18 protein-coding genes and 1 tRNA gene are annotated in these 23,163 nt (G+C 36.6%); 12 read left to right on the top strand and 7 right to left on the bottom strand.

The annotated features are described in order from the left end of the window. Positions 1-160 precede the first annotated feature (160 nt). The 3 genes from LKL37_RS20825 (at position 161) to LKL37_RS20835 (ending at position 4,345) form a co-directional block, all read left to right on the top strand. Positions 161-3,349, top strand: coding sequence for a S41 family peptidase (locus LKL37_RS20825; RefSeq protein WP_431612336.1), 3,189 nt, complete (start codon positions 161-163; stop codon positions 3,347-3,349). A gap of 63 nt (positions 3,350-3,412) precedes the next feature. Continuing rightward, a complete protein-coding gene (locus LKL37_RS20830) occupies positions 3,413-4,132 on the top strand; it encodes an AAA family ATPase (protein WP_431612337.1) in 720 nt (239 codons plus the stop codon). A gap of 136 nt (positions 4,133-4,268) precedes the next feature. After that, a tRNA-Asn gene (locus tag LKL37_RS20835) sits at positions 4,269-4,345 on the top strand. A 186-nt stretch (positions 4,346-4,531) separates the two neighbouring features. On the opposite strand, the gene LKL37_RS20840 is transcribed toward LKL37_RS20835, so the two are convergent. Both LKL37_RS20840 and LKL37_RS20845 read right to left on the bottom strand, forming a co-directional pair. Then, the gene (locus LKL37_RS20840; protein WP_431612338.1) at positions 4,532-5,647 is read right to left on the bottom strand and encodes a hypothetical protein; all 1,116 of its coding nucleotides are present in this window, start codon (positions 5,645-5,647) and stop codon (positions 4,532-4,534) included. Positions 5,648-5,805: 158 nt separating this feature from the next. Then, the gene (locus LKL37_RS20845; protein WP_431612339.1) at positions 5,806-6,903 is read right to left on the bottom strand and encodes a hypothetical protein; all 1,098 of its coding nucleotides are present in this window, start codon (positions 6,901-6,903) and stop codon (positions 5,806-5,808) included. A gap of 575 nt (positions 6,904-7,478) precedes the next feature. On the opposite strand from LKL37_RS20845, the gene LKL37_RS20850 reads away from it, so the two are divergent. Beyond that, positions 7,479-10,010: a DUF5686 family protein gene (locus LKL37_RS20850; RefSeq protein WP_431612340.1), complete on the top strand. Its 2,532-nt coding sequence runs from the start codon at positions 7,479-7,481 to the stop codon at positions 10,008-10,010. 87 nt (positions 10,011-10,097) lie between these two features. Here the strand turns inward: LKL37_RS20850 and LKL37_RS20855 are convergent, their stop codons facing one another. The 4 genes from LKL37_RS20855 to rplU form a co-directional block, all read right to left on the bottom strand. Beyond that, positions 10,098-10,271, bottom strand: coding sequence for a bacteriocin-like protein (locus tag LKL37_RS20855; RefSeq protein ID WP_431612341.1), 174 nt, complete (start codon positions 10,269-10,271; stop codon positions 10,098-10,100). Positions 10,272-10,450: 179 nt separating this feature from the next. Further along, positions 10,451-10,618: a bacteriocin-like protein gene (locus tag LKL37_RS20860; RefSeq protein WP_431612342.1), complete on the bottom strand. Its 168-nt coding sequence runs from the start codon at positions 10,616-10,618 to the stop codon at positions 10,451-10,453. A gap of 177 nt (positions 10,619-10,795) precedes the next feature. Next, on the bottom strand, positions 10,796-11,053 hold the full coding sequence (rpmA, locus tag LKL37_RS20865) for a 50S ribosomal protein L27 (RefSeq protein ID WP_027372929.1): 258 nt from the start codon (positions 11,051-11,053) through the stop codon (positions 10,796-10,798). A 12-nt stretch (positions 11,054-11,065) separates the two neighbouring features. Further along, positions 11,066-11,641 (bottom strand): 50S ribosomal protein L21, encoded by a 576-nt coding sequence (gene rplU / locus LKL37_RS20870; protein WP_149388888.1) that lies wholly within the window; start codon positions 11,639-11,641, stop codon positions 11,066-11,068. A gap of 184 nt (positions 11,642-11,825) precedes the next feature. Here rplU and LKL37_RS20875 point away from each other — a divergent pair, with 184 nt between their 5' ends. The 8 genes from LKL37_RS20875 to LKL37_RS20910 all read left to right on the top strand — a co-directional run bounded on the left by LKL37_RS20875 (position 11,826) and on the right by LKL37_RS20910 (position 21,886). Beyond that, positions 11,826-12,713, top strand: coding sequence for a metalloprotease (locus LKL37_RS20875; RefSeq protein WP_431612343.1), 888 nt, complete (start codon positions 11,826-11,828; stop codon positions 12,711-12,713). A 147-nt stretch (positions 12,714-12,860) separates the two neighbouring features. Continuing rightward, positions 12,861-13,949 (top strand): acyltransferase family protein, encoded by a 1,089-nt coding sequence (locus LKL37_RS20880; RefSeq protein WP_431612344.1) that lies wholly within the window; start codon positions 12,861-12,863, stop codon positions 13,947-13,949. A gap of 74 nt (positions 13,950-14,023) precedes the next feature. Further along, positions 14,024-14,602 carry a tRNA-(ms[2]io[6]A)-hydroxylase gene (locus LKL37_RS20885; protein WP_431612345.1) on the top strand — a complete coding sequence of 193 codons (579 nt, stop codon included), beginning with the start codon at positions 14,024-14,026 and terminating at the stop codon, positions 14,600-14,602. Between the two features lie 24 nt (positions 14,603-14,626). After that, a complete protein-coding gene (locus LKL37_RS20890) occupies positions 14,627-15,244 on the top strand; it encodes a DUF502 domain-containing protein (RefSeq protein WP_047377240.1) in 618 nt (205 codons plus the stop codon). Between the two features lie 94 nt (positions 15,245-15,338). Continuing rightward, positions 15,339-16,715: a tryptophanase gene (locus tag LKL37_RS20895; RefSeq protein WP_047377239.1), complete on the top strand. Its 1,377-nt coding sequence runs from the start codon at positions 15,339-15,341 to the stop codon at positions 16,713-16,715. Positions 16,716-17,060: 345 nt separating this feature from the next. Continuing rightward, positions 17,061-18,137: an FAD-dependent monooxygenase gene (locus LKL37_RS20900; protein ID WP_431612346.1), complete on the top strand. Its 1,077-nt coding sequence runs from the start codon at positions 17,061-17,063 to the stop codon at positions 18,135-18,137. A gap of 2 nt (positions 18,138-18,139) precedes the next feature. Further along, complete coding sequence (locus tag LKL37_RS20905) at positions 18,140-19,303, top strand: pyridoxal phosphate-dependent aminotransferase (RefSeq protein ID WP_431612347.1); 1,164 nt, start codon at positions 18,140-18,142, stop codon at positions 19,301-19,303. A gap of 156 nt (positions 19,304-19,459) precedes the next feature. Further along, positions 19,460-21,886 carry a TonB-dependent receptor plug domain-containing protein gene (locus LKL37_RS20910; RefSeq protein WP_431612348.1) on the top strand — a complete coding sequence of 809 codons (2,427 nt, stop codon included), beginning with the start codon at positions 19,460-19,462 and terminating at the stop codon, positions 21,884-21,886. Positions 21,887-21,942: 56 nt separating this feature from the next. Here LKL37_RS20910 and LKL37_RS20915 read toward each other — a convergent pair whose 3' ends face one another. Beyond that, positions 21,943-23,160, bottom strand: coding sequence for a PQQ-dependent sugar dehydrogenase (locus LKL37_RS20915; RefSeq protein ID WP_431612349.1), 1,218 nt, complete (start codon positions 23,158-23,160; stop codon positions 21,943-21,945). Positions 23,161-23,163 lie beyond the last annotated feature (3 nt).

A 23,163-nucleotide genomic window follows, 5' to 3' on the forward strand; every position in this document is an offset into this window, starting at 1 on the left:
ACCCTTTCAGGCACTTTTCATGTAACGATTTCCTTAATCATCCGACTATTCTTTTTAGATTAATCGATATTGAGAAAATTCTTACCAAATGAATACTTCTCTACAAAGACTAAAAATAATAAAACCAATATATAGTATTGTATAAATACCCAATTGTACCATGAAGAAAACTATTATTTCGTTATTAACAGCATTTTCTATTATAGGGATTTCAGCACAGGAAAAGTCTTATTTTTTATCAAGTCCTTCATTGAGTCCTGATGGAAAAACAGCTTATTTTGCTTATGATGGTGATATCTGGAAAGCAGATTCCAATGGCGGAAACGCTTCAAGAATTACCGCACTGGATGGAGAAGAAATCAATCCCCGTCTTTCACCTGATGGAAAATGGCTTGCATTCAGTTCTAACCAATATGGAAATTATGATGTCTACGTAATGCCTGCGGGTGGTGGAACAATCAAGCAGTTAACCTTCCACACCGGAAGAGATGAAATGGAAAGCTGGGCATGGGACAGCAAAACGATTTATTTTACTTCCAGCAGAAATAATAATTTCGGAAGTTTCAAAACTACAATTGAAGGAAAAACGCCACAAAAGCTTTTTAACAATTATTTTAACAATACCAATGGTCTTGTAGAAACTCCTGCGGGAGAATATCTTTTTACAAGCTCTTCGGAAAGTGCCCACCAGGTACAGCGTAAGCGCTATAAGGGAGAAAACAATCCGGATATTTTAGGATACAACCCTAAAAGCAATTCTTTCAAACAGTACACCAACTACGAAGGGAAAGATTTTAATCCAAGCATAGATAAAAACGGGATAATCTATTTCATTTCTGATGAGAATAATGGAGAATACAATCTTTATAAACTAGAAAATGGTCAAAAGACTGCTTTAACGCAATTTGACACCTCTATTAAAAAGCCTTTTGTTTCAGCAGACGGATCGAAAGTTATTTTCGAAAAAGATTATCAGCTTTTTACTTATGATGTAGCCTCAAAAAGTACAACTCCTCTAAACATCAGCCTCAATACTAATAAAACACTGGAAAAAGAGCAGAATTTCAATGTGGAAAACAATATTTCCTATTATGATGTATCTCCGGATGGTAAAAAAATGGCATTTATAAGCCGTGGTATCATATTCGTCTCAGATATTGAAGGAAAATTTGCGCAGCAGGTTTCTGACGGAAAAGAACGTGCTATGGAAGTAAAATGGATGAAAGACAACCGCACTCTGCTCTACAGCCAAACATATAACGGCTATCAAAACTGGTTTACGATTCAGGCAGACGGAAAAGGCCAGCCAAAACAATTAACGGAAGACTTACGCAACAATCGCAGCATTACTTTAAATAGTGATCTTTCAAAAGCAGTTTACTTAAGCGGAAGAGATGAAGTGAGATTATTGGATTTAAAAAGTTTCAAATCTACAACCATCGTCAAAGATGAAATCTGGGCATTCCAAAACTCAAGACCTTCTTTTTCTCCTAATGACGAATATGTATTATTCTCTGCAAAAAGAAACTTCGAGCTTGATATTTTCATCTATAATATCAAAAAAGCACAGACTTTAAACCTTACCAACACTGGTGTTTCAGAGGAAGATCCTGTATGGTCTCCAAATGGTAAGTATATTTATTTCGCCAGCGACAGAACCAACCCGTCTTATCCTTTAGGGATGCAGAAATCCAACATTTACCGTATGGCTTTGGATTGGTTTGACGAACCTTTTAAATCTGAAAAATTCGATAATCTTTTCACAGAAGAAAAGAAGGAAACAAAATCTTCTGATAAAGCAAAAGATAAGGATAAGAAAGACAAAAAAGAAAAAGAAAACAACAAGGACAAAGAGAAAAAAGAAGAAAAAGAACCGGTAATCAAAGAATTGAAAATAAATTTTGAAGATACTCTGGACAGAATCGAGCTGGTTACCGACCGATACGGATATCAGGATGATCCGGCCGTTTTCTCTGATGAGAAGAAAGAAATTCTATTATTCAACTCTAATCAGGATAATGGAAAAAGACAACTTTTCAAAAAAGTATTCTCTGATTTTGAGCCTGCCAAATCCGAAAAAGTTTTCGATAAAGCAGCTTATTATTTAACCAAAAATGAGAAAAACTTATTCGCCCTTATAGAAGGTAATATTTACAAAACAACTGTCGCGGCGTTAAAGCCTGAAAAAATAACGATCCAGTATAGTTTTGATAAAGATCTTGCATCCGAGTTCACTCAGATGTACGCTGAAGCATGGACAGGTGTGGAGGAAAACTTCTACGACGAAAAGTTCCATGGTATCGACTGGAAGGCCAAAAAGGAGCAGTATGCGAAATACCTTCCGTATGTACACAACAGAAATGATCTGCGCATTTTATTAAATGATCTTTTAGGGGAACTTAATTCTTCACACACCGGATTTTCTTCCACCGGAAAAGAAGAAACGATGTTCCTGAACTATTTTACCAACGAAACAGGAATTACCTTCAAAAAAGACCAGCCTTACACAGTAGAAAGCATTCTGAGAAAATCTCCGGCCTACCGTTCCGGAGTTGATATTAAACCTGGAGACCAGCTGACTTCCGTAAACGGGAAAAAAGTTGATCCAAACGAAAATATTGAAACGTATTTTACAAGCCCGAAAAAACAGGATGAGCTTGTTCTTACTTTCAATCGTGATGGTAAAAATATAACGGCTAAGGTACACCCGATTTCTAACGGAGAATTAAAAGGATTACTTTACGATGAGTGGATCTACAACAATCATCAGCGCGTTGATAAGCTCAGCAACAACCGTATTGCTTATTCATGTATGAAAAACATGTCTACTGATGAGCTGGACCGTTTCCTTCTGGATATGGTAGAGCAGGAAAACAGAAAAGACGCTGTAATTCTTGATCTTCGTTATAATACGGGGGGAAATGTTCATGATAAAGTATTGAATTTCCTTTCTCAGAGGCCTTATTTACAATGGAAATATCGTGAGGGAAAAATAACAACACAGCCTAATTTTGCTCCTTCCGGAAAGCCTATTGTTCTTCTGATTAACGAAGCTTCATTAAGTGACGCTGAAATGACCGCAGCCGGCTTCAAAGCATTGAAACTGGGTAAAATTATTGGTCAGGATACGTATCGCTGGATTATTTTCACTTCAGCGAAAGGTCTGGTAGACGGATCTTCTTACAGATTACCTTCCTGGGGAACGTATACTCTGGATGGACAAAATCTTGAAAAAACGGGTGTGAAACCTGACATCTATGTTAAAAACACCTTTATGGACCGTCTTCAGAACAATGATCCACAGCTGGAAAGAGCTGTTCAGGAAATCCTTAAGGATTTGAAGAAGTAAGAATTAAGCTTTTTTGCACATATTTTGCTTGATAGGAGTAATAATTAATTCCTATCAAGCAAAATGCCTTATTTATCACGGATTTATTTAAAAGATAACCACCCACAAGACTTTCCTTTTAGTCTTCCTTTTCTAAGCAATGGCCTAGATATAAGGTTAAAAAGCAATGTTACATTTTTCGTTGGCGAAAATGGAATTGGAAAATCTACTCTATTGGAGGCAATCGCAGATCAATGCAATTTCAATGTGGCTGGCGGAAATCGCAATCACAATTATGACTTTCATAAAACAGAATCTGCATTGTCAGAATACCTCACTCTTTCCTGGCATCATAAAATCAGTCAGGGTTTTTTCATGAGAGCTGAAAGCTTTTTCAACTTCGCCACCTATATTGATAAAGTGGCCGAAGAAGATCAGAGTATTCTGGCTGCTTACGGAGGAAAATCTTTACATCACCAATCTCACGGTGAAGCTTTTTTATCACTATTTCATAACCATTTCCAAAATGGCATTTATATTCTTGACGAACCTGAAGCGGCCTTATCCCCGCAGAGACAACTTTCCTTACTCTCTATTATCAATAGATTAGAGAAAACAGGGAAGGCCCAATTCATCATTTCAAGTCATTCACCGATATTAATGAGTTATCCTTCTGCTGAAATTTATTTACTTGATGATAAAATTCAAAAAACACATTACAAAGAAACAGAGCATTATCAATTGACAAAGAACTTTCTGGAATCACCGGAACGGTATTTTCAGCATTTATTTGAAGATATTTAGAATAGCATTAAAAATAATCAAAATATTTCTTATTGAATTTCAATACATTTAGTTAAAAGTCTCTTTGAATAAGGGAGAAAAACTTGACTGATATTAATATTCCTATTATATTTGCACCACTTAAAACAAAGGACATTCCTCCTTAGCTCAGTTGGTTAGAGCATCTGACTGTTAATCAGAGGGTCGCTGGTTCGAGCCCAGCAGGAGGAGCCAAACTGAAAAGCCACCAAATTGGTGGCTTTTCTCGTTTTAAACAATTTAAAATACATAAAAAACATTTCCTAACTAAAACTCCTGATATTCAAATAACAAAATGATTTTTTCCGTTATTTCCAGTATCATTTACAGAATTTACGCTCTGTAAAATGATACCGGAAAACATCATCTTTGTTTTTTTGATTATTGTCCTAAGTAATTATATATAACGTAAGTGTAACTTCCTGACATGTAATTTGCGGAAGCATTAGAATTATACTGACTTATTCTAATAGTATCTCCTGCATTCAAATAGATTGCAGAAGCAATACTATGGTAAACAGGAGGGGGAAATGAAGGACTTACTGTACCCGGATAAGTGGTAGAGGCAATTGAAAGGATAGTATTGCTGACAGGAGAAACATAATTTTTATAAATTCTACTGGTTACACTTGCACCAATGGTAGAAATAAAATTATAACTTACTGAGGCAATAAGTTGATAATAACCTGATTTTACAACAGTTACCACTGAATTAGCAGGATTAAAACTTAAATAGGCGTTGTTTTGCTTGGAAACTGAAAAAGCCGGAAAAGATTCACCTGTTTGATTGACGCCAGTAGAGGGAATTGTAGCTGCCAAAACATTTATTGGAGAGGTTGTCGTAGTCCAAGTTGTACTAACCCCAGGACCACCAGATGTAAGAAACTGTCCTGCTGTACCAGGATTACCTACTGATGCAGCATCTCCTCCTACATTAAGCTCATTGGTAAGCTGCATGGTTCCGTTTACATGCAAACTTTTTTGTGGAGTAGTAGTTCCTACTCCCATTCTGTTGTTCACAGCATCTACAGAAAGTGTGCTTCCATCTACAGAAAATTGATTGGTGCCTGATGTAGCAGTAGAAGTAAACGCCAATGTTTTGTCTTCCTGTGATACCACCCTATTGCCTGTAAGCGTCCCGTCAATATTATAGATATTGGTATCTATTGCTGAACCAGCTCCTTTTAGTTTTGTCCACACATTGGCCTCATTAAAGTAATAATAGCCTACGGCATCTATGTTTGCAGCGGTTCCCGTCTGTGTCCCTGTTGTTATATTGTTTACATAAATCATTGTAGAGACGGGTACACCTGTCATACTTTGTGCTCTTTGTCGGTCTACTCTTGGAACAAGAAGCCCATCTACATTATTAGAAATACCTGTTGAATTTTTTGCGGTAATATCTAATGTCGCATTTGGTGATGGCGTGTTGATTCCAACCTGCGAAAATGCAGTAAAAGAAGCACATAATGTTAATGGGAATAATATTTTTTTCATCATTTTTAAATTATAAGTTTTTGAGTGTTATATTAAGAGAATAAAAACGCTTTATCTGTATTTCATGATACTTTTTGGTTATTTTTTGTATCATTAAAAGTGCTTTTGCCACACAAGACGATATCGAGAATATCGATCTAGCATCCGCATAGCTAAAATTATTGTCCCAAGTACGCTATTCCAACAGAAGTATAATTGGAACTTGTTATATATTGTTGGGTATCATTTGTAACTACCGAGACTGTATCTCCCGCAACCAAATACCCCCCACCAAGAATAGTGTGATAAACTGAGGTGTCTCCTGCTAAATGATTGCTAACAGCAATTCCAAGAACAACATCACCAGAACCAAAATTTTTCTGAATCGTAGAGCTTGAAGTTCCCGCGTTACCATTAAGTAGTTTATAATTTGTTGTTGCAATAATCTGATAAAATCCCGACTTCAAAATAGTTAGAGTTGAAAATCCATAATTTATATATGCATTATCATATGTAGTAGCCACCATTCCGGAAACCTGATAGTAAGCGGTGTAAGTAGATGATGCAGACAAACGACCTACAAAAATTACTTTAGCAGGATTTGCCCAAGAAGCACTGGCACCGGGTCCCCCAGATGTAAGGATCTGCCCGGCTGTTCCAGGATTACCAGCTGTTGCAGCATCTCCTCCTACGTTCAGCTCATTGGTAAGCTGTGCTGTTCCAAACACGTGCAGGTTTTTTTGAGGCACTGTAGCTCCTCCTATCCCAATTCTGTCATTTACAGCGTTTAAAGAAAGAATGGGGGTATTAGAGGGCTGTTTAATAATGGAAAAATGGTTAGCTCCTGATGTAGCGTTAGAAGTAAATGCCAACGTTTTGTCTTGTTGTAATACAGTTCTGTTGCCTGTAAGTATCCCGTCATTACTATAGATACTGGTGTCAGCTCCGGTACTGTTTGCTCCATTTAACTTTGTCCATACATTGGTTTCATCAAAATAGTAATATCCTACGGTATCTATGTTTGCAGCAGTTCCCGCCTGGGTGCCAGTACCAATATTGTCTACATAGATCATTGTAGAGATAGCTATACCGGTCATGCTTTGCGCTCTTTCCCGGCTCACTCTTGGGACAAGAAGCCCCTCTGTCGTAGAGGAAGTTCCTGTTGCATTTTTTGCAGTAATATCTAAGGACGCTCCTGACGACGATGTTTGAATACCAACCTGAGAGAACACAACAATAGGAGCCAACAAAGCTGGAAGAAATAGTTTTTTTTTCATTATGTGTATTTTATAAAAATTGATTTGAAAGCTCCTTATCATTATCGTTTAGGGCTATCATACAATTTGATAGCCCAATATTACAGTGGAAGACAGTATACTTACAAAATAATGGGTATGACATATATACCACATCTGCAAAACGCTTAATAATCAAAACATTACATCATTTCGTATGTTATTCTGAAATGTTAAAATTGACATATGTTATATCTTTGTTATACAAGTTTTTGAAACCATGAGAGTGGTATTTTGAAGTGATTAGCTAGATAATTAGCATCGGAGGTACAAAAATTATAGGAAGAAGATAAAACCGTTAAAGAAAAATTAATTTTCTCTGGTTCCATAAAAATGAGTTGCTAAAATTTCACAATGAGCTTAAATTTTTATCTGCCATTAATCCTCTGATTATTATTCACTAAGCATTTAAATTTCTCTTTTAATTTTAATGAACGCATATATAATTTTCGCTACATTTGCCGTTTTATATTATAGAATAAAAATATTTTATTTTTTTACCTATTTTTTTAATAAACTGCATGCTTTTTGTTTATGCTAATTGCCTGAAGAAACGAATGATGTTAAACAATAACTCCCAAAAACACTATCTTTTATTTTTTTTCCTGATTCTCTCCAGTTCCGTATGTGCTCAAAACCGGGCCATCGGCAAGATAGTTGACGAAAAAAGCAATAAAGAGCTCAATAAAGTTGATATTTTTATCAACAACGACAAAACACCTTCCCTGACGACAACTTCAGGCAGCTTCACTATTCAGTCAGACAGCATCATTCATCAGTTAAAATTTTCCAGAAAAGGTTATACCACTGAAACACTTGATATTACTCCTGAGAACGCTGAAAATATTTTAGTACAGTTATCTCAGGCTAAAGTAAGTGATATCCAGGAAATTGTCCTTCAAAGCGGCAAACCAAAATATAAGAATAAAAAAGAAAACCCTGCTTATGCCATCATGCAGAAAGTCTGGGCTCATAAAAGAAATAACGGGCTGGAAAAATTCGATACTTATTCTTACAAAGAATACGAAAAAACTCAGTTTGACCTTAACAACATAGACAGTGCGTTTATGAAGAAAAAGATTTTCAATAAACTGGATTTCATTTTCAACTATGCCGATTCTACTGCAAGCGGAAGACTTGGACTTCCTATTTTCCTGAATGAAGCCGTTTATGAAAATTATGGTAAAAACAGACCGGATAAAGACAGTAAAAGAACACTGGTTGCTCAAAAAACATCTGGTTTTCAAGACAATCAGGTGATTACGGTTTCTGCTAAAAACCTATACCGTGATATTAATATCTACGATAATACTCTGAATTATTTTGATATTGGTTTTCAAAGCCCTGTCGGAACTGATGGTTTCAGCACCTACGATTATAATTTGATGGATACCATTACTATCCGTGGTGAAAAAGCTTTTCAGATCAGATATCAGCCTAAGAGAAAAGATATTCTTGCATTCCAGGGAAACCTTTATATAGACACAGATACTTATGCCGTTTTAGGAGCAACATTAAAATCAACGCAGAAAATCAATGTCAACTTTGTCAACAGTGTTTATACTCAGTTGGAATACGACAATCCTGATGAAGAAACGTTTCTTCCTAAAAAGCTGGTCACCGAATTTGAAATGAGCCCTTTCTCAAAAAAGAAAGGTTCTAAAAGTATCATAGCCAAAAGATCGGTAGATTATTCCGATTATCAATTCAACAAACCTCTTGATCCGAAAGTATTCAAACGCACCGAAGAAGAATACGAAGACAAGTTCACCAATAAAGACGATGCCTATTGGACCAAGGCCAGACCTGACACTTTATCAAAAGCAGAACAGGGAGTTTACAATATGCTTGATCAGCTTCAGCAGACCCCGAAATTCAATCGTATGGTAAAACTGTTTGAAACCCTTGGTTCTCGTTATTATAATGCCTTTAAAGGGATAGATATCGGTCCTATTTTCTCAATTTACGGTCGAAATGAAGTAGAAGGTAACAGAATAAGATTAGGAGCCAGAACCTATTTCGGATTGAATGATACCTGGAGAGCTCAGTTTTATACAGCGTATGGTTTCAAAGATCAGAAGTTCAAATATGGCGTTGAAGCAAGATATATGTTCAACAGGCTCAATCGTTTTATGATTGGAGCAGGAACCAGCAGAGACATCGTTCAGCTCGGAGGACAGCTTACATCCGGTGACGGCGTTGCATCGCGCTCTTTATCTTCCAGTACATTTTTTGCAAGGGGAGAAAACATTTCCTTAAGTTCAGTGAATCAAACGAGCGTTTTTGCCGCAATTGAACCCTGGAAAAACTTCCAGATAAGAGTAGATGGAGTGATGCAGAGCATTAAATCTGCCATTCCGGAGAAATTCAACCTGATGTATTATAAGGACGGACAGCTGAGACAAACAGTTAATGATTCTCACGTTACCATCAGTTTAATCGCAAAACCGGGAGCAAAGTTTTCACAAACCGGAATAGACCGTTATCAGGCTAAAAACCTGGCTCCAACTATTGTTTTAAGGTACACCAGAGGTATTGAAGGATTATTTAATGCAGATTTCAATTATGACAAACTGCAGTTTATGTTTAACAAGCCATTTTTGATTGGAAGTATGGGTAAATTAGTGGTTAATTTGGAAGCAGGAAAGAACTTCAATACAGTTCCTTTGGCAATACAGAATATCATTCCAGCCAACCTATCATATGGTCTTGTACCGAATACATTCTCTCAGCTTAACTATTACGAGTTTGTGGCTGACGCTTATACTACACTTCAATTGGAACATCATTTTAACGGAAAAATCCTTTCTTATATTCCTTTGATTAAAAAGCTGAAATTAAGAGAGGTGGCTTTTATCAGAGGTGCTTACGGAACATTAAGTGATGCTTCCAAAGCCATCAACGTGGAAGGCTTTAGATACTCTGCACCTAGCGAACATATTTATTATGAATATGGATTCGGAATTGAAAATATAGGTATCGGAAATCTTCGAATCTTTAGGGTAGACTTCAACTGGAGAGGAAATTATCTTGACAGACCGGATATTTCAAAATTTGGCGTTAAAGCAGGTTTCCAGGTAGGATTCTAGACAACATATAATACAAAACAGGTTCGGCGGCTTCAAAGAAGCCGCCGAACTTTTATTTTCAGCTTTATAAAAAATCAGAGATGATGATTAAAAGCACTCACAAGGCTCTTCTACATCAAGAAGACAGCGCATTTTCTGTTCCTTTGTCAGGCCGCACCATGTGCCACATGAAGTAATTGGCTTTGATGGACACCATACCGTACCCGCCCCTCCATTGATTTCTTTGAGATTCTTCTTTGTTAGTTTTCTTAAATTTTTCATGATTATATTTAGTTTTATTTGTTGCCTACTCTCTCTGCTTTTCGGCTTCCGCAATGATTTTTTATTTGATTACGGACAAATATATAAATATTTCACTATTTCAAGATATCATTTGGAGTTTTTAACTAAAAAAACCGAACATCATTACATGTCCGGCTTATTCTGAATCTTACAGAAGTTTATTCAAAACATTCTGTGCAGGGCTGAGAAAGCATACAATGCGATTTCTGCCATGGAGACCATCTGCACCATTCATCACAAGACTGAAACATAGAAGGACAGGCCGCAGCTACTCCACCGATTACACTTTTTAAATTTTCTCTGTTTAATTTTCTTACGTTTTTCATAGATATTTTGTTTTAATATACTGCCTACTCTTTATGCTTTTCGGCTTTCGCAACTGTTTCAAAATTGGACAGTTAACAAATATAAAATATTTCACCTACAAATGAATACTATGAAAATCAGAAAATAAAAAAACCTCAGTAAAAACTGAGGTTTTAATTTTTATAAAACGCTTTTAATTATGCGTTTGGTTCTACAGATACGAAAGATCTGTTGTTTGCTTTCTTTCTGAAAACTACTTTACCATCTACTAATGCAAACAAAGTGTGATCTTTACCGATTCCCACGTTATCACCTGGGTGGTGCTGAGTACCTCTTTGTCTAACAATAATATTTCCGGCAATAGCTGCTTGTCCTCCGAAAATCTTCACACCTAATCTTTTAGAGTGAGACTCTCTACCGTTCTTGGAACTACCGACTCCTTTCTTGTGTGCCATTTTATTACTGGATTATTTATTAAGTGCTTTAAATTGATCAATATTCTTGATGATAGCAGCATCTACTTCTTCATGAGTAAGAATATTTTTTTCTAATTCCACTTTAACTGCTTTACCTAAAGTAATTAAAGTTTCTCTGTTCTCTTTAGACTGAGACAAGTTGTTTTTCTTTAAGTGATAGTTCAATTCATGATCTTCACCAAAGTTAACAGTTGCGTTGTCTGAAAGAACTTCACCTTTCACAGTTTCTTTTTTAGCAGCTTTTTTAGCTCCACCTTCAAAACCAGTAATACCAGTGATTACGATTTGAGTTAAAGATTGTCTGTGACCGTTTTTCACTTTGTAACCTTTTCTTCTTTTCTTTTTGAAAACGATTACTTTATCAGCTTTTACGTGGTCAAGGATCTCTGCTTCCACAGTGATTCCGTTTACAGCTGGGGCGCCTACAGTGATTGCACCGTTTACAGTAAGAAGAACTTTATCGAAAGAAACTTTTCCTCCTTTATCTCCTTTTAAACGGTTTACAAACAACTTCTGGTCTTGCTCAACTTTGTATTGAAGCCCTGCTATTTCTACAATTGCAAACATTGTTTATAAATTTTTAGTTATTTCGAGGTGCAAATATACAAATAAAAATCTAATTAGCTTACAATCAAAGCAATGTTTTTTTAATTAAAATCCTATTCACTATGTTTTGAATAATTTTTTTAAATAAAGTACTCACACTTAAGAGATAATTTCTTACCTTCGTTTTACCAAATTGAATTTATATATGAAAAGAAACTTTAATCTCTGCTTACTAGCAGGCGCCGTTGCTGTATTTTCATTAACAGCATGTAGTGATGACCAAATGGACAACAATGTTCAACCTCAGCCAGAAGCACTTAGTGCAAAAATTGATCAGCCCGGAGATCTGGAAAAGAACTGCTCTTATGTAGACAATAACTGGAGCAACAGTTCTGTTTTAGTCACCGGACTTCAAAACTCCACAGACACCAATTTTATGAATGCACAAATGACTAAAATTGCAAGTTTATGGGGAAGAAGCAATCCTACTTTGCGATTTGTGAATGATCCATCCAATTTCAATTCAACGTACAATGCAATTTCCTATTCCACAGGAAAAATCTATTATGGATATGCCATCTATTATGATGCAAAAGCAAAAGGCGGTGATATTGTAAATGCGATGATTCTTGCTCATGAATATGGACACCAGCTGCAGTATATCTTTGGGCTTCCTACGGTAAGCGAAAACACTGCAAGACCTAATGAGCTTGAAGCAGACGGTTTTGCAGGATACTACCTGAGAAGACCAAACGGTTACAACAAAACCAATTTCTCTGAAATTGCAGCCGCATACGAGTTTGCTCAAAGCATCGGAGATTATCAGACTACCAATCCCGGACACCATGGAACTCCAGCACAAAGAAGATCAGCTGTACGTTTAGGTTTCCTTTTGGGACAGTATGACCTTAATGCTTCAAATTTCGATTACAACTTCTTCTATTATTATCAGGGAGTATTAAACGGGACTTATAAGATGGCTAAGAATACAGTAAATCCTGAAATTGACGCATACATGAGTCAGTATATTGATGAACTGAGAAAAATTCAGTCTGGAGAAATTTCTGCAGAAGAATTTAAAAATCTTAAATAAACGGAAACATTCATTTTTAGCATATTTAATAAAGGAGGCGGACAGTTTGTTCCGCCCCTTTTGTTTTTAAAGACCTTTTTATGTCTTACAAAATCAATTTGTTTGTATTTTTGAAAAAATAACAAAAGAACTTTCAAGCAATTTATAATGAACAGAGATCTCTATATTGATTTCGCCAAAGGACTGGCAACACTTTCCATCATATTTATCCATACAGCGTTCTGGTCTGGGCAGTTTTACATTCCCGCGGAAGTAAGAGTTTTCTCTCTTGTTTTTGATGTCGCTCTCTTTTATGCATTGAGTGGTATTACGTCAGGAGCCAATATTGAAAAAACATTATACCGTCTTCTGAAACTGCAGATCACTTATATGATTTTTGTAACCCTCCTATTCTTTTTAGATTACTTCTTTAAAGTGTTTGGACTTAGTTTCTTTTCCATGGAATGGCTCCAGAGTTTTTATTCAACATTTGGATCCAAATATTCTACAACAAGTATTTCAACCTATCCTCAATGGCAAAACCTGGGAAACTGGTATCTTCATCAGTACACCAATGCCGATACTTTTCCGGTGGTGATGGGAAGTTTCTGGTACCTTAAAGTGTATTATATACTCACTGTTTTCGGGGTACTTATCTTAAGGTTTTTCCCAAAACATATTAATTGGTTCATTGGACTTTGCATTGCTTTAACCCTATTATTCAACATCTTCCCGGAATATTACCCCGCAGGGCAGGTAGGATATGTTGCTTTTTATCTTGCTGTATTCTTAATAGGGAATAAAATGCGTGGAAAAAAGATTCCGACAAAAGCAATCCCTGTATTATATGGACTTGTTGGAGTTGCTCTTATATGGATGTTCTGGTACTACGGAAGTGACATTTTCTATAAAATCAATAAAAATAAATTCCCGCCAAAAATTCCTTATATCATCTGGGCATTATTCTCTCTGACCACCTTATTTGTTCTTTATAACCGACTGAAGATCACGAAAGAAAACTTTATTACCTATATCGGGAAAAATGCTATTTTCTTTTACTTTGCACAAGGGATCAGTTCTTCGCTGGTCTATTTCCTGGTAGTTCCGTTAAAAGAAAATATGCCATGGTGGCTATTAATGGGAGTTATTTATGGGATTAATATCATTCTAGCCTTCCTTATTTCAGCAGGATTGAAAAAAGTAGATGCTTCAGGCTGGAATATTCTGGAATTCTTAAGAAGAAAGACCGCATCTTAAGACTTTAATGACCAAATTGAAATAAAGTCACATTTCTAATCTCAATTTGTTTAAATTTACAAAAATTTTACAACATGTTTAAGTTGAAACTACCCACTGATCCAAGGTGGGCAAATATTGCAGAAGGAAACATCGGAGAAATTTTGACGGATCATGCCTGGTGCGAGCAAAAAGCAGCCACCAATGCCATAGGGCTGATTACGATGCTTCCGGAATATCCTGATATTGTGACTGAACTCCTTGCCATTGCACAGGAAGAACTCGATCACTTCAACCAGGTTCATGAGATCATTAAGAAAAGAGGTTTTACTTTTGGCAGAGCAAGAAAGGATGATTATGTGAACGAATTGGCAAAATTTATTGTGCAGGGAACCAGAGAAGACCTCATCGTAGACAAAATGCTTTTTGCCGCTATGATTGAAGCCAGAAGCTGTGAAAGATTCAAGGTTCTTACCGAAAATATCAAAGACGATGAGCTTAAAGTTTTCTACAAAGAACTGATGATTTCTGAAGCCAATCATTACACGACTTTCATCGGATTTGCAAGACAACTCGGAGATCCGGAAAAAGTAAACAAACGTTGGGAAGAATGGCTGGAATATGAAGCCAATATTATTAAATCCTACGGAAATAAAGAAACCATTCACGGTTAAAACAAAAACAGTAAAGAATATACATTGAAGAAGCCAAGCTTTGAAAATATCGCCAATTTATTCCTGAAAAATTTTTTCCAGGGATTGGTTATCATTGGTCCTATCGGGCTTACCATTTTTGTGATCTGGTATATTGTAAGCGCGATTGACAATCTTGTGCCCTCTCTTGCCAAGCAGATACCGGGACTTGTTTTCGTATCTATTATTCTGTTTACTGCTATTTTAGGATATTTAGGAAATAAATTCGTGGTCGGAAGATTCTTTTTCGACACCATGGACAGCTTGCTGGAGAAAACTCCGGGAGTAAAACACATCTATACTCCTACGAAAGATGTAATGTCTTCATTCGTAGGCGACAAGAAAAAATTCAACGATCCTGTATGGGTGAAAACCAATGAGAATCCAGAGATCTGGAGAATCGGTTTTTTAACTCAAAAAGAAATGTCGGACGTTGACAAGCATAATTACGTTGCGGTATACCTTCCCCACTCGTACGCCATATCGGGCTGGGTAATTGTTACTGAAGAAAAAAACATCAAACCTGTAGTGGGAATGACAGCAGCTTCTGCTATGAAGTTTGCAGTGAGTGGCGGTGTAGCCGGATTCCATTCTGATGAAAATATATTTAAGGCACCGGAATAATCACTTTTTCCGTCTTATCTATACATTGATGAATTTTGAAAAATTATTTTCAAGCACATTTTCTTTACAAACAATTTAAAACATAACTTAACTCATGAATTTACCGTACGCGGAACCTTTCCGCATTAAAATGGTGGAAGAAATCTATCAATCCACCAGAGAAGAAAGAGAGCAATGGCTTAAAGAAGCTAACTATAACCTTTTCAACTTAAGATCTTCACATGTTTATATTGACCTCCTTACCGATTCCGGTACCGGAGCAATGTCCGATAAGCAATGGTCTGCTTTGATGACCGGAGACGAAAGCTATGCTGGATCCCGTTCTTTTGAGCAGTTACAGAAAACTGTTGAAAAAATTACTGGATTTAAATATTTATTACCAACCCACCAGGGAAGAGCGGCTGAAAATGTTCTTTTCTCAGTATTGGTAAAAGAAGGTGACGTAGTTCCCGGAAACTCGCATTTTGACACCACAAAAGGACATATCGAAATCAGAAAGGCACATGCCATCGACTGTACAATAGACGAAGCATTTGATATTAATGATCTTCACCCTTTCAAGGGAAACATCAACCTTGAAAAACTGGAAGAAGTTTATAAAAGTCATCCTAAAGAAAACATTCCTTTCTGTTTAATTACCATTACGTGTAACTCTTCGGGGGGACAGCCTGTTTCTCTGGAAAATATGAAAGCTGTAAAAGCACTTTCTGACCAATACGGAATCCCTGTATTCTTTGATTCAGCGAGATTTGCTGAGAATGCTTACTTCATCAAAAAAAGAGAGGCAGGACAGGAAAACAGAAGCATTAAGGAAATCTGTAAGGAAATTTTCTCTTATGGAGACGGAATGACAATGAGTTCCAAAAAAGACGGTTTAGTAAACATTGGAGGATTCATTGCTTTAAATAACGAAGAAGTTTTCAGAAAAGCATCCAACTTCACCATTATTTATGAAGGATTTATTACCTATGGAGGAATGGCCGGAAGAGATATGGCTGCGTTAGCTGTAGGTCTTGATGAAGCCACTGAATTCGCTTATCTTGAAAGCAGAATCTCTCAGGTAGAATATCTTGGAAATAAACTGATTGAATACGGAATACCTGTTCAGAAACCTATTGGAGGACACGCTGTATTCATCGACTCTTTAAACTTCCTTCCAAACGTTTCCCGTGAAGAATATCCGGCACAGACATTAGGACTGGAAATTTATAAGGAAGCAGGAATCAGAACCGTAGAAATCGGGACGTTACTGGCAGACAGAGATCCTGCTACAAGAGAAAACCGTTATCCAAAATTAGAATTGGTACGTCTGGCAATTCCTAGAAGAACCTATACCAATAACCATATGGATTACATTGCTGCTGCTATCAAAAACGTCTATGAAAGACGTGAAGAAATAGCAAAAGGATACAAGATCACCTGGGAACCGGAAATCTTAAGACACTTTACAGTTCAGCTTGAAAAAGCGTAATCATAAAACCGGAATTTTTTCCGGTTTTTTTATACATTACCTTTCAAAAGTACATTAAACAGAAACTGCTTTATCTTTTTTATACACACTGTCAATCCCCATGTAACACACTTATAATCATTCACATATTATAAATAAATACATTCTAAAAATAAACATAAATTAAACATATTTTTTTATCACAATTGATATGTTATGCTTTTCATTTTATTTTTTATAAAACCTAAATCAAATTAATTCATTTTTTAGAATAGTGAATGTATTTAATTTTAATTTTGTATTCATCCAGAGGATGATTGAAAAAAATACTTAAAAAACCAACCTGAAAAATACGTTATTCCGAAAATGAAGAAAATTGCTGTCGTGGGCGCTGGTATATCTGGCTTAACCATGGCAAATTACTTAGAAAAATATAAGATTGATTATCACATTTACGAAAGGAGAAAAAAGAAAGATCTGGCAGGTCACGGTTTTCTCATTCCGAAAGAAGGGATGGACTATCTTTATCAAATTATTGATTCTGATCTCCTTCTCAAACATGGAAATTTCCTGAAAAAATATACCCAATATTCCCATATCGGGAAGATTTTGGCAGAAAAGGAGCTTGACAATGTTTTTGCAATTTCAAGACATTCACTCGTTGATCTGCTAGCCCAAAATATTTCTCCTGAAAAGATCACCTACGAAGAAACGATTATTTCCGATGATCAACAGAAAGGAAAACTCAAGCTTTCCGACGGAAGTTACATTGATGCAGAAATAGCAGTTATTTCAGATGGCTCCAGAAGCCGTATCAGAAAAAGCCTGTTTAAAGATGAAACCATGAGAGTAGTACAGGAAAGCGAAGTGGTTAACATCATTCAAAATAAAGAGATTGCAGATTCTATTGAAAATGACTTTATGAAATTCCATCATGAAGAAGGTGGTCTGACTTTCGGGATTCTTAAGCTTTCTGATGACACCATTCTTTGGTATTCACAGTTTGATAACCAAAGATACATGATCAATGAATGTTCAGCAGAGAATTTAAGGAAATATATGCTTGAAGTTTTTGAAAACTGGCATCCTTTAGTTCCGGAAATCATACAGAAATCAGACTATAAAAATGTGCATTTATGGTGTGTTTATGAGTTGGAAAAATTAAATCCTTTTTACAAAGAAAACATTGTATTCGTAGGCGATGCAGCACATCCACTGATTCCATTTACAAGCCAGGGAGTTACCTCCGCCTTAAAAGACTCTTTTTCATTAACGGAATATTTAGTTGAATATAATGATTTACAAGAAGCTTTCAGTAAATACGAAGCAGAAAGAAAGCCTGAAATTGAAGTTCACATCAAAAACGGAAGGATATTACTTAACCAGTTTTTACTTCCACTGAATCAACAAACAGAAAATATTATCCCTATATCCTACAAATAAATATGTTTACCAATAACGACATCAACTTTGAAGCACTGAAAAGAAAGGCCTACAACGGAAGATGGGCTACACTGGAAGAAGGAATCATTCCTCTTACTGCTGCAGATCCGGACTTCAGAATGGCTCCTGAAATAGAACAGGGAATTATTGAATACCTTAAAGACGGGTATTTAAGCTATGGCCCATTTTCCGGATTGCCGGAATTTAAGAAAAGCGTTGCTGATCATTTCAATCAAGAAAAACACGGAAATTTTTCACCTGAAAATGTACTGGCAGTTAACAGTGCTGCTCAGGGAATGTTTCTGATAGCTTCCTATGTTCTTAACTCCGGAGATGAAGCTATTATTCTGGATCCTGTAGATTTTCTCTTCAAAAAATCTGTAGAAACAGCAGGCGGAAAAGTGATGCTCTGCCCTGTTGATACAACAACGGGAGAAATTGATTTTGAAAAACTGGTCTCTTTAATCAATTCTAAAACTAAACTGATCAGCATATGCAATCCACATAATCCGCTTGGAAAGGTTTATTCTAAAGAAACATTGATAAAAGTAGCAGAGATAGCTTCCGCTTATGATCTTTGGGTAATGAGTGATGAAATCTGGAGTGATATTATTTATGACCAAAAAGATTTTCACACCTATTCTTCCGTTTCTGAGAAGGCAAAGACAAAAAGTTTTACGGTGTATGGGTTTTCAAAATCCTTCGGAATAGCAGGATTGAGAATTGGAGCTGTATTATGTAATGATCAGGATATTCTTGAGGATTTTACAGAGAAATCTAATTTCAACTCTACAATTGAAGGTGTCTCTACATTGTCTCAGATTGCCGGAAGTGTAGCATTGGAGAGAGCAAAACCCTGGTACAGGGAGTTTCTAACTCACTTACAGAGTAACAGAGATCTTGCTTATAGATTATTAAGCCGTTCAGGAATTGTAACTCCTAATCTTCCTGAGGCAACTTTTGTATTGTTTCCAAAGATTGAAAACGGAATGTCCAGCGATGAATTCGCCCAGCATGTTTTAACACAAGGAAAAGTAGCCATTGTTCCAGGCTCAGAAAGGTGGTTCGGAAAAGGAGCTGAAGGACATATCAGAATCTGCTTTTCCACTTCACAGGAAATTTTAGAAGAAGGAATTAACCGACTCATTACAAGTTTTTTGCATTAATATTTTTCATTGAATATTAAAATTAAATTATTATTTTTCTCAAATAAGTGAAATTTAAATAAAAATTAAGACATTCATAGTAAATATTTAATTTTACTATTGATTTAAAAACAAATAATGATAATTTTGATTGAATTACCACTTAAAATTATCATTATGAGAATAAAATACATCAGCATCATTTTCTTTGGAGCCTCTACCCTATCCTATGCCCAGCAGATAAAGGATACATTGAAAGAATCAAAGATCGACGAAGTTGCCATTACCGGAAGCCGAAACAAAAAAAGAACGGTTGTAAATACGCCTGTTCCAATCGATATCATAGACATTAAACAGGTGAGCCAGTCAACTGGACAGGTGGAAATTAACCAGCTTCTACAGTTTTCCGCACCTTCTTTCAATTCCAATAAACAATCAGGGTCTGACGGTGCTGATGCCGTGGATCCGGCTACATTAAGAGGTCTTGGCCCTGATCAAACCTTACTTTTGTTAAATGGAAAAAGATACCATCAGTCTTCACTGATCAACCTTTTCGGAACTAAAGGAAGAGGAAATACAGGATATGACATGAATACCATCCCGATTGGTGCCATAAAAAGAGTGGAAGTCCTTCGTGACGGAGCTTCTGCACAATATGGTTCTGATGCTATCGCCGGGGTAATCAATGTGATTCTTAATGATCGGGATAAAGGTTTTGAAGGAAATCTATTCACAGGTATGAACCTTTTTAAAAGCCCGGGAAACAATGATGTTGTTTCTGATCACAAAATAGACGGTACCACCTTTGATTTCAGTGGAAATTTAGGAACTAAAATAGGTTCAAAAGGAGGTTTTGGAAACTTTACGGTAGAATTTATCAATAAAGATTACGCCATCCGAAATGCAAATCCGGATCTATATACAGCCCCAAGACAGCGTTTCGGGGATGCAAAAGCTCAGAATATATACTTTTTCGGAAACATTGAGCTCCCTTTATCTGATGGTCTGAAATTCTATTCCCGTCAAGGTTTTTCACACAGAAATACCAAGGCTTATGCATGGACCAGAACACCGGATGCAGACGGTAATATTCCCGAAGTTTACCCTACAGGATTTAACCCGATTGAAGACACCAGTATTACGGATTTCACATTTGACAATGGCTTAAAATTCAAGGTTGCTGATTGGGATGTAGATGTTTACAATGCTTTTGGCAACAACAGATTTACCTACCAGATAGATAATACCATTAATGCTACTTTAGGAATCAAATCTCCTACAAGCTTTAATGCTGGTGGGCATTCCCTGCTGCAGAATACGACTGGTTTTAATGCTGTGAAACAATTCAAAGTATTGGAAGGACTTAACGTTGCTTTCGGATCGGAATTCAGATATGAAAAATTTAATATCATCAAAGGAGAAGAAGCTTCTTACTCTATGTATGACATGAATGGAAATCCTGTAACGCCAAATACTCCTCCAAACCTACTTGTTACCAATCCATTAAGCGGAAATGTAAGACCTGGTGGATCTCAGGGATTCCCAGGCTATTCTACAGATACCGGAAAAAGCAGAAATAACTTCGCGGCCTATGTAGACACTGAATTGGATGTGACAAAAAACTGGATGATAAGTATTGCCGGAAGGTTTGAAAATTATAATGATTTCGGAAGTACTTTGAATGGGAAGTTTGCGACAAGATATGCTATTACTCCACAGTTTGCCTTCAGAGGTTCTGTTTCTACGGGATTCAGAGCGCCTTCTCTGGCTCAGAAATATTATAGCCAGCAGTTTACCAACTTCCAGGGCGGTCAATTGGTTACGATTCAGTTAGCTTCTAACGACAGCAAACTGGCAAGCAGTCTTGGGATTCCTCAATTGAAACAGGAAACCTCTGTGAATGGAAGTGCCGGATTTACGTTCAATACAGGGAAATTCACTGCAACTGTAGATGGATATTATATTCGTGTGAAAGACAGAATTGTCCTTACTGGATATTTTGCACAAGCAGACTTGCCGGCAGAGGTTCAGGCAGAGAATCCATTTATCGACCAGGTACAGTTTTTCTCCAATGCTATAGATACGAAAACAAAAGGGGTTGACCTTATCTTAAGCTATAGTGAAAACATAGGTTCTGGAAAACTGACTGCTACTCTGGCTGGTAACTATAATGATATGGAAATTACGAAAATAAATACTTCAGAACAGCTGGCTGGAAAAGAAGATATTTATCTGAGCGAGAGAGAAAAGGCATTCATCCTTGCTTCGGCTCCAAAAACCAAAGTTAATTTAAACCTTAATTATAAGCTGAGCAAATTTAATGTAAACCTGCAGATGGTAAGGTTTGATAAGGTTACCCTGATTGGCTATGACGGTGCAGAACAGCTCTATAATCCAAAAGTAACGACCGATCTTTCTTTCGGCTACGAATTCTGTAAGAACCTGAATCTGACTTTAGGAAGTAAAAACTTATTCAACAGATATCCTACTTTACAGACTACTCAGGTATCCAGTGGGAATACTGAATCCGGAGGTATTTTTGATCCTGTACAGATGGGATTTGCCGGAAGACAGGTTTTTGCCAGACTTAATTTTAAGTTTTAAGAAATGAGGGAAACCTGCTTTCATACAAAAGCCTACTGAAAATCAGTAGGCTTTTTCTATTTTTTTGAGATTTTATAAAGCTTTCCGCTGTCTGTGACTGCATACAGATTTCCATCCATTCCGTTCAACACATCCCGGAAGCGTTCTTTCTGATCCGCAAGAAGACGTTCTTCACCGACCACTTTATTATCTTTCATGACAATTCTGTCAATATGTTCACCACTCAGGCATCCGATCATCAGATTTCCTTTCCATTCATCAATATTTCCTGTATAGAAAGTAATTCCGCTTGGTGAGATCACAGGATCCCAGTAATAGACCGGCTGTTCAGTTCCTTCTTTTTGAGTGATTCCCTGCCCTACTTTATCTCCGGAATATTCAATTCCATAGGTTACATCTCCCCATCCGTAGTTTTTTCCCGGCTGGATCAGATTGATTTCATCACCTCCTCTTGGCCCCATTTCCACATCCCATAAATTTCCATTAGGATCTATTGCCATTCCTTGCGGGTTTCGGACACCGTAAGCATAAATTTCGGGTTTATAGCCGGATTTTCCGATAAAAGGATTTCCCGGGGCAGGTTTACCGTCTTTTGTAATCTTTAAAATTTTTCCAAGATAATTATCTGTTTTCTGGGCATATACTCTGGTCACTTTATCTGATCTTTCTCCTGTACTGACAAACAAGTGTCCATCTTTATCAAAAGCAAGACGGCTTCCATAATGTTTATCTCCATCATAAAAAGGCTCTGCACGGAAAATAACTTTGACCTCTGAAATATTTTTAAGATCTGCAGAAAGCTTACCTTTTGCCACAGATGTTAAATTCCCTTTTCCAAATGGCTCTGAAAAACTGAAATAAATAATATTATTGGTTTTAAAATCAGGATCAAGAGCTACATCAAGCATTCCTCCCTGTCCTTTTGAATCCACTTTTGGAAAACCATCTATTTTAGACACCTGTTTTCCGTCTGTTGAAACAACATTCATATAACCTTTCTTATCTGTGATGAGAAATCTTCCGTCCGGTAAATTGATAATCCCCCAGGGTCTTCCCAAATCTTTATTCAATATTTCCACGTTATAAGCAGTAGTTGTTTTTACGGCTTTAATTCTTGTTTGTCCCTTAAAGGCTGGCTTGTAATCAGAATTGGGATTTTCTGTCTCCACACTTCCGTCATTCCCGGTCTTCTGAGCATTGGCATGATTCTCTTTGCATGAGGATAAAAAAAGAAAAAGGCTTACTACAGGAATATAAAATTGATTGATTTTCATAGT

It is taken from the genome of Chryseobacterium sp. 'Rf worker isolate 10' (assembly GCF_050753305.1).
In the GTDB taxonomy this organism is placed as follows: domain Bacteria; phylum Bacteroidota; class Bacteroidia; order Flavobacteriales; family Weeksellaceae; genus Chryseobacterium.